Annotated in this window: 10 protein-coding genes and 2 pseudogenes; 9 read left to right on the top strand and 3 right to left on the bottom strand. The window is 57.8% G+C overall.

Translation table 11 applies throughout. The features are described from left to right. Positions 1-526 precede the first annotated feature (526 nt). From C2L65_RS35850 to C2L65_RS35825, 6 genes are all read left to right on the top strand, one after another. The gene (locus C2L65_RS35850) at positions 527-814 is read left to right on the top strand and encodes a helix-turn-helix domain-containing protein (protein ID WP_042304780.1); all 288 of its coding nucleotides are present in this window, start codon (positions 527-529) and stop codon (positions 812-814) included. A gap of 371 nt (positions 815-1,185) precedes the next feature. Next, positions 1,186-1,449, top strand: a complete 264-nt coding sequence (locus C2L65_RS35845; RefSeq protein WP_042304779.1) for a hypothetical protein — start codon at positions 1,186-1,188, stop codon at positions 1,447-1,449. Between the two features lie 389 nt (positions 1,450-1,838). Beyond that, entirely contained in the window at positions 1,839-2,552 is a 714-nt protein-coding gene (locus C2L65_RS35840; protein WP_103254632.1) for a UPF0149 family protein, read from the top strand. A gap of 82 nt (positions 2,553-2,634) precedes the next feature. Beyond that, entirely contained in the window at positions 2,635-2,901 is a 267-nt protein-coding gene (locus C2L65_RS35835; RefSeq protein ID WP_042304778.1) for a hypothetical protein, read from the top strand. Positions 2,902-3,099: 198 nt separating this feature from the next. Next, positions 3,100-5,028: a DUF6602 domain-containing protein gene (locus C2L65_RS35830; RefSeq protein ID WP_042304777.1), complete on the top strand. Its 1,929-nt coding sequence runs from the start codon at positions 3,100-3,102 to the stop codon at positions 5,026-5,028. Positions 5,029-5,664: 636 nt separating this feature from the next. Next, on the top strand, positions 5,665-6,171 hold the full coding sequence (locus C2L65_RS35825; RefSeq protein WP_081920740.1) for a DUF4262 domain-containing protein: 507 nt from the start codon (positions 5,665-5,667) through the stop codon (positions 6,169-6,171). Positions 6,172-6,292: 121 nt separating this feature from the next. Here C2L65_RS35825 and C2L65_RS35820 read toward each other — a convergent pair whose 3' ends face one another. Next, positions 6,293-6,829: a hypothetical protein gene (locus tag C2L65_RS35820; RefSeq protein ID WP_042304776.1), complete on the bottom strand. Its 537-nt coding sequence runs from the start codon at positions 6,827-6,829 to the stop codon at positions 6,293-6,295. Positions 6,830-7,035: 206 nt separating this feature from the next. Between C2L65_RS35820 and C2L65_RS35815 the strand changes: the two genes are divergently transcribed. Then, positions 7,036-8,058: an IS110 family RNA-guided transposase gene (locus C2L65_RS35815; protein ID WP_042317392.1), complete on the top strand. Its 1,023-nt coding sequence runs from the start codon at positions 7,036-7,038 to the stop codon at positions 8,056-8,058. Positions 8,059-8,383: 325 nt separating this feature from the next. Next, a pseudogene (locus tag C2L65_RS35810) lies at positions 8,384-8,638 on the top strand (transposase); the annotation flags it as partial. Positions 8,639-8,725: 87 nt separating this feature from the next. On the opposite strand, the gene istB reads toward C2L65_RS35810, so the two are convergent. Further along, the gene (istB, locus tag C2L65_RS35805) at positions 8,726-9,493 is read right to left on the bottom strand and encodes an IS21-like element helper ATPase IstB (protein WP_042317356.1); all 768 of its coding nucleotides are present in this window, start codon (positions 9,491-9,493) and stop codon (positions 8,726-8,728) included. Positions 9,494-9,504: 11 nt separating this feature from the next. Further along, positions 9,505-11,028 carry an IS21 family transposase gene (gene istA / locus C2L65_RS35800; protein ID WP_042317358.1) on the bottom strand — a complete coding sequence of 508 codons (1,524 nt, stop codon included), beginning with the start codon at positions 11,026-11,028 and terminating at the stop codon, positions 9,505-9,507. Positions 11,029-11,194: 166 nt separating this feature from the next. On the opposite strand from istA, the pseudogene C2L65_RS35795 reads away from it, so the two are divergent. Then, positions 11,195-12,397, top strand: a pseudogene (locus C2L65_RS35795) (IS1182 family transposase); the annotation flags it as partial. Between the last annotated feature and the right edge of the window lie 64 nt (positions 12,398-12,461).

The raw sequence follows: 12,461 nt of genomic DNA, 5'->3' as shown, positions 1-12,461 counted from the left end.
CGCAGCAATGGACGTAGAGCTCGCGGAGTTGTATCAGTCGGCTCTCAAGACGATTTCGGATCCCAAAGCCCTAGCCCGGTCCGAATCAGGTTGGGTCATGGCACGCAATATGTGCGATGGAGACCTTGATTGCCTTCGCCGTGCCTATGGCGAACGGATTGGCCAGTTCAAGGGCTCGCTCGGGTCCCCGCCGTTGCTTCCAGCGGAAGCGTCACCAGAAAAGCCGTGAAGGGGGCCGCCTGAGAATGCCGTGAGCGATGCCGTAAGCGGCGGAGTATCACGCATTCGTGCAAGCGGTGAATGGCAAACGGAACGAAAGCCGTTCGGTTAAGTGGGCCGCTGCTCGCGCAGGAACGCCTTGCGTTGCATGTCGTTGGAGTAGCCGAGCAGACGGTCAGTCGATAGCAACATCGTTGCGTTTTCGTATGGCAGAATCGACGCTTGTCTCTGCTCACCACGCAGAGCTCGGGCGTATCGTCGTGCCCGGGGGGATGTTCATCGCGCCATCGAGATAGGAGGAGGGAACATGGTTGAGCAAGCGAGCCGAGCTGGGGACGTCTCAACGGAAGAGGCGGCGAAGCTTCTACACGTTTCGCTCAAATTCGTCGATGAACTGATCGAAGCTGGCGAGCTGGTTGGTGCCTACCAAGCACGGGATGGCCAACGCAGGATACCGCGAGCGATCGTATCGGCTTACAAAGAAAAGTCAAAAGCCGCGCGGAAAAAAGGGCTCGATCAAATGGTCGAAGCATCCGAGCGTATGGGCCTCTACGATGCAGAGCTTGAGGATACACCCGTTCATCGAAAGGGTTGAAACGGCTGAGCGTAAAACCAAAACCTCCGAGCGATGTCGCCGGTGCTGGCAGCCAGCAAAGCCAGAACAGATCGCGACAGCAGACAAGCCGCCGTACACCTCACGAGTGTAGCGAGTCCTTGAGGCTGTTACGAGCGGTAGCTTGCTCTCATCGCGAGTGCGTTGTGCGTCCATGGACATGAGCCGAGTTGTGCGTTGGCGGGTGTCACTGTACGGCACTATAGAGCAATTTCGAAGGCGGCATAGAGACGCCACCTGAGGGCGGCACATAGACGCCAGGAGCATCGGGCTAGAGCGCGATTCGAACTTTCCAAGTCGGTACACTCCGTTCTATTTGAACGGAGCGTCCATGGCCAACAGGAGGTTCGTTATTGTTCGAGTACCACCAAGTCCTTGTCCGCATGCGGCAGGGCGATTCCGACCGCGACATCGCTCGTGCCAGCTTGATGGGACGCAAGAAGCTGACGACTATGCAGCGCCAGGCCGAGGTGCGGGGATGGCTCGATCCCGCCCAGCCATTGCCGGATGACGCCGTGATCGCTGGCTCGCCACACGCCTGTGTGTCGACGGCAGAGCCGTTTGGTAAACAGATCCGCAGCTGGGCGGCCGCCGGCGCATGGCGAGGTTCGGCTTAACGGATAGAGAGATCAATCCTGCGGTGCTAAACGCAACATTCCGCCGAAAGATTTAACTGACGCTAATTCAAAGTTTGACAACACGTCCGGCAACGTCATCGCCGGCACGCACCGTGTATCCGGTGCGAGCACGAACAATCTGTGGCGAGCTGTGTCCTCACATGAGAACTACGGCTCACAAGAACAGCGCTCAGGCTGTATGACGAGCTGTTACACGACGCGTAAAATGTCGCGGATCGTGAAAAGTACATGCAGGGGAGGGAAGTTTCGCGGTAGCGCTATCAGCACGCACGTGTGCTCACGGCCGAAACGGACGCTCCGGCGACAGGGATGTAGAATTGTGTTTTCTTATCCGTAATCGTGATATGTGTGCCTCTGACACCATGCGAATGATGGCTCCGCTGTCCGATGAGGAACTGGACGAGCTTGATCAGTTTCTCATGTCAGACGTTGTGTCCGATGAAGCGATGATGCTCGATATGCTCGACGGATACCTGACGGCCCTTGTCGTGGGACCTTCTGCTTTGCAGCCGAGCCAGTGGCTGCCCGGGATATGGGGCTCGGCTGCGGACGAGGCGCCGCATTTCGAAACGAGCGAACAGGCGCAACACATTCTTGATCTCATCTTGCGTCATTACAACGGCATTATCTGGAGTCTGCAGGCCGACGCCGATGCTTTTGAGCCAATGTTCCATGAGACGACCTATCCGGACGATCCTCGCGCATACGTCGATGGTGAAGCTTGGGCCCACGGTTTCATGCAAGGCATCGAACTGTCACAACAGGATTGGCAGCCACTCTTTGAGGATGCGCGACAAGCCTGGATGCGTTCCATCTATCTGCTAGGCGCTAATGATGTGTCGCAAGAGGATGCGGAGTTGACGCGGTGGCCAGCTCAGCGGGAGGAGTTGGCGAAAGCAATTCCTGCTGCCGTCGCCGCGATTTACCGGTATTGGCTGCCCTACCGAAAGGCAGTTCATGAACGGCATTTGGCTACGACTATCCAGCGCGCGTCGCCGAAAATTGGACGTAATGATCCGTGTCCTTGCGGAAGCGGCAAGAAATTTAAAAAGTGTTGCGGCGCGGCAGCGGTACTTCACTAATTGCCGTCGCATCCATCTGGGATCGCGAACGCCTGTCCGGTATGCCTCTCTGAGGTTGCGGTGAAACTCGAGCGGGGCAAAAATGACTTTGATTGAAGATGGAAATTTCTCCCGTTGGTTGCGTATGGCCTTGTTCGTAATTGGGCTGGCAGTCTTCGGAGGTAGCTTGGCGATCGACTTGTTACCTCGATGGGCAAGGATGGCCGGCTTCGTGTCGGGTTTCGGGATAGTGGTTTTGAGCGGTTTTTGCAGCCGTGCGCATATGTTAGGTATCAAGCCGTTCGACAACAGCTACGGGAACGCGCGCAAGAGCTACAGTGCAGAGTCCAACGAGGAAAACATGCATTAAGGCGTTGACTGCTGACGAACGAAGGTGGCGGCGGGCTACCGCCGAAGGTTCGGCATCTGATCGTGTACGGCCACAAGCGGTCCTTCGACACGTGTGTGCAAATCGTCGACAATGCGTCGAGGAATAACGCTGTCAACGATGCTGTTGCTGAAATTCACCTCTTGGATGTAGCCAATTGAGGAGTATCGAGTGCCTTCCTTGGGAGACGTTATTCGCGTCGCTGGCGAAGCCGTCATCGGGGCTCCCGCTGATCAGCTCGGCGCTACATTGTTGGCGCAATTACGGCAATTCGTCCCGACACCGTATCGGATTGAGACCGGCATCGTTACCGATTCTGAAGGGCGCAGAACACAGCCACTTTCGGCTTTGATTTGTCTCGGCGGCCAGCTGGTCGGTGCCGACGTTGGCCAAGCCGTACTGCCGGCGGAATCCGTGGCGGTCGCCTTCGATGTGACGCACACGTTGGAGCTGAATGGTCTCGCAGCAGCCTATTCCAGAGTGGCTGCGGCGAAGGCCCTTACCAAGACCGCGCCGGCCCCCGGAAATCAGGCAGTTGAGCCGACTCTGGGCGTGATTTTCGCTGTGGACACCACGGTGCCCCTTGAGGATCTAGCCGCCGAACTCGAACGGCTGAATGCGCGCACGCCATCGGACCATTGGCCCGACGCGGTAGTAATTGCCACAAAGGGGCAAATCGCCTACGTGGCGCAATTTGTTGGAGACAAGTCCATCACTGGCTTGCTGCTGCCGCCTTCTCCAGGCGCATCCCGCAAGACCCAGTTCCCCATTTACGCGCTTCTCCTGATTTCGGCGAGCTGGACCGGGACCTTCAACCTAGCCATGCATATGGTGCTTGGACATCTTGTTAGATGGTCACCTAGAAATGTTCCTCCAGAGTATATGACCGTCCTGGATGACGTACCGCGCCAAGGCATAACGTGGACCGGCTACCAGTACAATCTCGCCGGACAGCTCTGCCCGGTGCCGCGCGAATGCTACAACGATAGGGCGCTCCCGCCAAAATCGGTTGCACTGTTCTCGCGGGGTGCCAAAGAGCAGCTTGGCGCGATGTGCTTCATCCCCTGGCAAGACGGCGGTGTCATTCTGCTTCGCGGCAAGCTACCTCTCGAGGGTATGTTGGTCTTCCTAGGAGGAGTCATCGACAACGAGGCATTCCGAAACATCCAGAAAGTGACTCGGGACGACCTGCAGATTTCCTCGGTCATGCCGATTAAGGAGCGTCAATACGGGATGCTTCTGCGCAATATCCAGCAGCGCGGAGGACTGGATGTGAAGGAAAACCATCACCAGTTCGTCGTACAGAAGTTCGCCGACGAAGGGACCAACTCGCCCTTTATGGCGCGCATCTTCTACGGCCAGATGAGGATGGCCGATGCGTTGGGAGCGGAGCGGGAGCCTTTCCTTAAGGCGCACCGAATCCTGATGACGACGCTGATGGAAATCCGCGACGCAGCCAAAGATGTGGCGAAAATTTGGAAGGACCACACCCGAAAGATCGACGAAGGCTCGATAGTCGAGAGCAAGAACCAGAGCATCCACATTACCGAAAATGTGGACCGGCAACTCGGTCGCTTGGTCAGCGAATTCTTAAACGGCGCGACCCGCTCTTTCAAGGACCGCATGCAGCAAGCGGCGCGTACACTAAGCGTCGATATTGGCTGCCTATACCAGAAGCAGTCCAAATATGAGCAGGGTCTCGCCGACCTCGAGAAGACCGACTCGGCGCTTGCAGACTATTTGCGTGAAGCGCGTAAGTGGGGGAATAGCTTGGTAGACACCCGCAACAATCTCGACCACGGTGATTGGACACTTCAGAGTGCTGCCGTTGCTGACGTTGGCGGTCGTATTGTTGTCAGCGAACCGACGATCCACGGAACGCCGGTAACCGCATGGGTCAACGAGATGACAGACCGGATACTTTGCTTTGTTGAAGATGTCATCGCGCACGGTATCCAAAAGCGGCTGATCCAAGGAATTACTTTGGCCGAGATCCCGGTCGGTCAACGTGCGCCCGACATGCCCCTTAGGTTCCAGAACACCGTTGTCGGGAGCGGTTTTCCGACGTGGCAAATTTGCTATCACACAAGCCAGTTTGATGAAACCTGAATCCCGGGCTGCCAGCATAGCTTCTGCTACACCATAATGGCTTATGGTTCCAAACATCGAATGGCCGTTGATGAGCAATGCAAATGTCTCAATGGGGTCGCCTAGGGCCGGTCGTCCGCAACCACCTGCGGATGTGACGATGCAAGACGCATGAGGCCGTACGCGGCCAATTTCAGACGCTCGACATCTCCCCCACGATCGTCAACAATCAATCCGACCGACACACTCCAGCCTATGCACTGTCCCTACTGTTCCGCCCAGCTCGTTGAAGCCACCGGGGGAGAGCTCCGATGCTCGTTGTCGGGCTCACTATTTAGCATCGCCATTCGAGAGCAATTTGACACGCTCGCGTCGAAGGCTCCCGCTGTATCTAGCAAGTTGGCACCGTTCAATCTCGGTGGATGGTTTTGTCCTTGCTGCGGCATGGCAACCAATAACGGAGTCTGCGCCCAATGCGGCCCGGTGATCACCAGTCGGCTAGCACGCCAACTGCTGGAACTGAATCCGCACGAGCGCATTTGAATCTTCCGACGAAGGACGACGCTCAATTCGAACCGGCGTCGGCGGCACTTTCGGTCACTCGACCGCAGTACGTAAATCGCCGACAATCTGTCGATCGACAGTGAAGCCCAACCCATGCGACCAGACATTGCAACTGCCCTAGACGCACCCGATTCGGTGCTTGACGAAGAAGAACTAAGGTTTGTTCAACGCATCCGTCAGCATGGTTGGTTTCGCACGCAGATTTTTGCGGAATCCAACTATCCCGAGTTCTCGTTCACAACGGGTTTCTGGATAGGACACGGGTTCCCGGAGATCAGTGTATTCTCGATGCCACCCAACATTGCACACGATGTCCTTTGGCACACCTACCGGATGATCTCTACCGGATCGCCGCCGCCCATTGGCGAGCTGACATCGACAATATATGCCAATTCGGATGCGTTGCTCCTGCCCGTAGACAGGAAACACTACCAAGATCATCTTGGATGGAATCGTTGGTTTTATGGGGGTGACGAATTTCCGTGCGTGCAACTGCTCTGGCCGAGCAAGGAGGGTGTGTTTCCCCGACATCCCAATTCAGGCGAAGCTCTGAATCTTGCTCAACCTGATCTGTCGTGCAGCGCACCATCATTGAGCTGAAATTCGGCCAGGCGATGCTGGATTGCAAGACGGTGCTTATGGCCGACCGCATCGGGCAAGGGTCGGCCAGAAGCGGTCGGCCAACCCGACTCTGTGGATCATCGACAAACTGCATCGACCATCAGCGCTTCAAGATCACGCGATAGTCCTCATCCCACATACGAGCAATCCAGTAGTCGTTCGCATACCTGGCGACTTGACCGTGTGCTTCGGCGACGCTCAACGCACGGGCCCATGCAACGTAGTTGAGCAGCGCTACCCGTCGAGCGTCCATCAAGGCCGCAACTTGGTCAGCGGATAACGCAGTGTAGTTGAGCTTGCCGAATGGAGGCGTCATTAGCCGTGATGGATCAAAGCACCAGTCGTTCCGCGAACTACCCACCAAGTCCTCCCCGCTCAATATCCACGGGTAGTCTCCGGCCGCACGCGGTGCGTTTGTGTGAATATCGCCAGACTTGCCCCGCAGAAAGCTGTGCCGGAAGACGATGACGTGGGCCAGCATGCCCGCTTGGGAGAGCCTGCCACTGCCACGTATCCACCCAAACTGGCAGACCCCGTCCACCATGTACAGACTCTTTCCTTGACGGCGAAAGCCCTCGTTCGTCAGGCGCTTTACTACAGTTTCTTCGAACACCTCGTCGAACTCTTGCGCGTTCATTGTCGTATCGTTTGATCTCAGAAGGCGACTGCTCCAATGATAAACGGCCGCTATGGGGAAATCTGAAGGTCCGCAACGGGTCGAGATGGAATGGACACCGCCCTCCCTCCGGGGAATTGGGCACGATTGAGGGCCTCCAGGACCGAACGGCATCGATGTGCCAAAGTGGAGCTGCGACACAACCACTTGAGGAACGGAGGCCCCAGATGAATGCTACGACATACGGACTCGACATTGCAAAACGGGTGTTCCAGCTGTACTGGGTCGACGCCCAAACTGGCGAGATCGCGAATCGGAAGTTCGGACGAGACGATTTAATTGCATTTCTGGCGCGGCGCCCCGCCGGTCGCGTCGCCCTCGAAGCTTGCGGAAGTGCTCACTGGTGGGCGCGTAAGATTCGCGCGCTCGGACACGAGGTCGTGCTATTACACGCCCAATTCATTCGACCTTTCGTGCAAACGAACAAGACTGATGCGGCGGACGCCCGGGCGATCTGGACTGCAGTGCAGCAACCCGGTATGCGCACGGTTGCCGCCAAGACAGAGGATCAGCAAGTAATGCTAAGCCTTCATCGTATGCGCTCGTTGCTCGTCAAGTTTCGAACAATGCAGATAAATCAGCTGCGTGGGTTGCTGTATGAATTCGGCGTTACGTTTCGTGCAGGACGTGTAGCAGGACTCGACGAGATCAGGGAGCGCATGGCAGAACTCGAAGACACACTGCCACGATCGATACTTCTTAACCTTCTCGAACAGCTGCGTCGCATCAACCTGTTTGAGGAGGACATCAATCAACTCGAGAAGCGGATTGGCGCCTGGCAGAAACACGAAGCTGCATGTCGTGCGATCTCCGAAGTGCCGGGCATCGGCCGCCTGACTGCAACGGCCTTAGTCGCAACAATTGGAGATGCGAAGACATTCAGGTCGGGGCGCGAGTTCGCAGCGTATCTGGGGCTTGTTCCTCGTCAGAATGGTACCGGCGGAAAGATACGGCTGGGCTCGATCTCCAGACGTGGCGACCCATACTTGCGTACGTTGCTGATACATGGGGCGCGCTCTGTTCTGTGTCACACCAAGGTACCAACCGCATGGCAAGAGGCAATACAGGTGCGACGTCCAGCAAATGTAGCAACAGTGGCCCTGGCGAACAAAATGGCGAGAATCGCCTGGGCGATCCTCGCTCACGGGACTTCGTACGAAGCGCATCATGTGAGCAACAGACCTGCATAGCAGGATGAGCACTTTGAAGCGTTGAGGAACTGGTAGGTTGCTTGGGTTGATTTCAATGTGATGGCGAGACAGGTCGGACCGCAGGAACGCAAACCTGAACACAGTCTTGTGCTTCAAGCACGTGGTCGAGATGAGGACGTTCCTGGCGTATTCCATCAGGGCCCGCAGCTTCGGCTTGCAAAAGGCCGCATATAAGACCGCAGCCGATACCTCGTTCACGTATCACACAAGATCAACCTGGCAAACCGGGCGGTGTCCATATAAGCCTGTGTGAAAACGCCGCGATCGCCTAAACTGGATTGACTCATTCAGCGTGGGTGACCGGATGAAGCGATTTATAGAAGGTGAAGATCGCAAGCAGGTGACACTGCTTCCAGAATGCCTCGATGATTTCGTTGCTGAGGACAATCCGGTCAGGATCATCGAGGCGTTCGTTGAAGAGCTTGACCTTGCATCACTGGGCTTCGATGGAGCAATGCCGTCGACGACAGGTCGCCCGTCCTATCATCCTGCTGTGCTATTGAAGATCTATATCTACGGCTATCTGAACCGGATTCAGTCGAGCCGCCGGCTGGTGCGTATTTCGGCGAACGTGACCGCCGATTTCGGGAACGTGACCGATTCGGCGGGGTTTGGCATTGCGCGGTGTTGATTGTAGATTTCCTTGTTAGTTCTGGTCGAGTTCGGGCTCCAGGACGTTGGGTTTTGGCGATGCCTTTCTGAGGGATTCACCGGTAAGCGTGATCCGATGATGACGCTGCATGAGGCGGTCGAGCATTGCGTCGGCGATAGTCTCGTCGCCGATCCATCCATGCCAGTGCTCAATCGGTAACTGGCTGGTGACGATGGTCGCCTTTCCCGCCGAGCGGTCATCGATCATCTCGAGCAGATCGTTTCGAACCATCGCATCGAGGGGCGCCATTCCCCAATCGTCCAGTAGAAGCACGTCGACGCGGGCAACCTGCAGCAGCCATTTTGTGAAGCCGCCGTTGCCGTGCAGAACGCGAAGCTCCTCGCCAAGTCGCGGCACGCGCAGATACAAGGCTGAATGCCCGCGCCGGCAAGCGTATTGGGCCAGGGCGCAAGCGAGCCACGATTTCCCCGCGCCAGTTGGGCCGCTTATGAGCAGGCTGTAGCCCGCTTGCACCCAGTCACCGAGTGCGAGGCTCGTGAGCGAGCGCGGATCGACGCCACGGCCAGCGCGCGTGTCGAGATCCTCAATGGCGGCCTGCGGATATTTGAGGCGCGCCTGCTTGAGCAATCGGGTACGACGGCGATCATCACGCCAGCTGGCTTCCCGGTCGACCAGCAGTGACAGGCGTTCCTCGAAGCTCAGGCTGGCCGCACCGGGCTGCGTCAATTGTTCTTCCAGGCCGTCAGCGAAGCCGTCCAGCTTCAGGGTGCGCAATTGCGTCAGTGTCTGTTGCATCATCATGGTGGTCTTCTTTATTGGTAGTAGCTGGGGCCGCGTACATGCGCGTGGCTCGGGCTGGTCCAGTCGGTAGGCGTTGCCACCGCCGCCCGGTCGCGGTTGTTGACCAGGATGTCGCGCACGTGGCGGTAACGGTGTACGCCCAGTTCCAGCGCCAGCGCGCAGGCGGCTTCGAGACGGTCACGGCCATAGCGACGTGAGAGCGACAGCAATCCAAGGCACGCCCGATAGCCGTGTTCCGGATGGCGTTGCTCCTGCAGCAGCCGGGTGACGAGCGCGCCAGTTGCCGCGCCGATCTGCTGTCCCCAATGAATCAGCCGCTGCGGCGTCCATTCCAGATGAGCGCGGTGTGCCGCAGGCATGTGCTCGACAACAGTGGTATAGCTGCCTGCGCGATCGTTACGTGCGTGGCTGGCGACGCGGCGACCGCGATGTAGCAGTTCGACAGTGCCCGCCGTGATACGCGCATCGAGCTTGAGGCCGACCAGCGCGTGCGGCACGCTGTAGCGGTGTTTGTTGATCTCGACGTGATAGTCAATGTGAACCGTCACGGTCTTGAAGCGCGCGAGCTCATAGGGCTGTGCCGGCAGCGGCTGCAGTGCCGGCGCGTCCAGCTGGGCGAACGCGCTGGCACGACATCCCGGCAGCTTCTGGAATGGCCTCTCATTCAGGTTCCTGAGCAGCGGGCAGATCGCCTCATTGACCGAGTGGACCGAGTCAAACCGGTGATGACGTAGGCGCGCCATGATCCAGCGTTCGACCACCTGGACCGCAACCTCTACCTTCGGTTTGTCCTGCGGACGATATACGCGCGCAGGAAGGAATGATGTGCCGTAGTGACGCGCGAAGTCCAGCACAGTGTCGCCGGCGCGAGGTTCATAGCGATCGGGATCGGCAATCATCGCACGCGGGTTATCCGGGACGATCAACTGCGGCACACCACCATAGAAGGTCAGCGCGCGAGCAATCCCGCCCAGCCAGTCCTCCATCGTCTCGGCCGGCGTCGCACATGCGAACGTGTAACTCGATGCGCCCATAGCCGCTACGAAGATGTGCGCGCGGCGTCCAGTCGTCAGTGGCAACGTGGGGCCGGCGAAGTCGACAAACAGCTTCTCGCCGGCGCGATGAATCTGACGCATCGAGCGCTTCAGGCGTTTTGTGAACGCCTTGTAGTGCCCACAGAACTGCGTATAGCGGTAGGTCTGCCGGTCCGCGAACTCAGCCTGGTATTCCTCCCATAGCAACGTCAGCGTCATGCCCTTGCGACGCAGCTCCTGATGGATGCGTCCATAGTCGGGCTGGGCATAGGCTGCTGGCCCCGTGGGCTTGCCGAGAAGCCGCCGCTCGAGTTCGCCTTCATCCATATCGCAGGCGCTTGCCCAGTCCAGCCCGGCGGCACTGGCTAGTCCGATGTACTTCGTGACCACGCCCTTGGATATGCCCAGTGATGCGGCGATCCGATCGTGCGAGAAACCGCCGTCAAATTTAAGTCGCAAAACGTCCTTGATCATGCGCATGTTCATCCGGTGCGCGGGCATCGTCTCTCCGGCCAAAGCCGGCGAGCATAGCCCGCGTGGTTGATGTCATGCGCAACGCCAATCCTGCCTTCCGGTCCGCTCGGTCACGTTTCCGAAATGACCGGTCACGTTGCCGAAATCGCCGGTCACCATCCCGAAACGGCCGGTCACGTTCGTCCGAAATACGCAGCTGGAACGTGAATGCCAGCGCAATGTTGAATTGATGTGGCTCACCGGTCGCCTTGCGCCGGACTTCAAGACCATCGCGGACTTCCGTCGTGACAACGGAGCAGGCATCCGCAACGTATGTCGGCGCTTTGTGGTGCTGTGCCGTGATCTGAAGCTCTTCTCGCAAGCATTGGTTGCTATTGACGGTAGCAAGTTCAAGGCAGTCAACACTCGCGATCGCAACTTCACGGAGGGCAAGGTCGAAAAGCGCCAGAAGCAGATTGAGGAGAGCATCCAGCGGTATTTGAACGCGCTGGAGACGGCCGATCGTACACAACCTGCTGAGCTGGAAGCAAAGACGAGCCGATTGCAGGACAAGATCGCACGCTTGCGCGAGCAGATGCGAAACCTCGACCAGATCAGGGAGCAACTCAAGACGCAACCTGACGGTCAACTCTCGATGACCGATCCAGACGCCCGTTCTATGGCGACAAGCGGAAGAGGATCAGGCATGGTGGGCTACAACGTACAGGTGGCAGTTGACGCTAAGCACCACCTCATCGTGGCTCACGAGGTCACAAATTCTGGCAGCGACCGGGCACAGCTCAGTCCTATTGCGAAAGCCGCGCGCGATGCGATGGGCAAGACCAGACTGCGAGCAGTCGCCGATCGTGGCTATTACAGTGGGCTGGAGATCAAGGCGTGCGCGGATTCAGGGATTGCGGTCTTGCTGCCGAAGCCCACGACATCAGGCGCGAAATACCATGGCCGGTTCGACAGGGCCGACTTCATCTACATTGCGCGAGACGACGAATATCAATGTCCCGCCGGTGAACGCGCAATTTATCGCTCAACCCGGGAGGAACACGGTATGCAACTGCGTCGTTACTGGAGCAGTGCCTGCCCTCAGTGCCCTATGAAACCACAATGCACGCCAAGCACAGAACGCCGAATCACCCGATGGGAACATGAGTCGGTGCTGGACGCGGTCCAACGCCGGCTCGACAGGACGCCGGATGCGATGACCGTGCGCAGGCGAACCGTCGAACATGTCTTTGGAACGTTCAAGCATTGGATGGGCTACACGCACTTCCTGACGCGCAGGCTGCCCAATGTAGGTACCGAGATGAGCTTGAACGTACTTGCCTACAACCTCACGCGAGTGCTAAGAATCCTGGGCTTTAAGAAGACGATGAAGGCGATGCGGCTGGTGGGTGCATGAGCACCCCGTAGGCCTGAAACAAAGCGCTTAAATCGCCTGGGACGCATCAGAGGGGGGCATCTTC

Source organism: Paraburkholderia terrae (assembly GCF_002902925.1).
GTDB lineage: Bacteria > Pseudomonadota > Gammaproteobacteria > Burkholderiales > Burkholderiaceae > Paraburkholderia > Paraburkholderia terrae.
The sequence above is the reverse complement of the archived record's forward strand: the minus strand, read 5'-3'. Positions and strand labels throughout refer to the sequence as shown.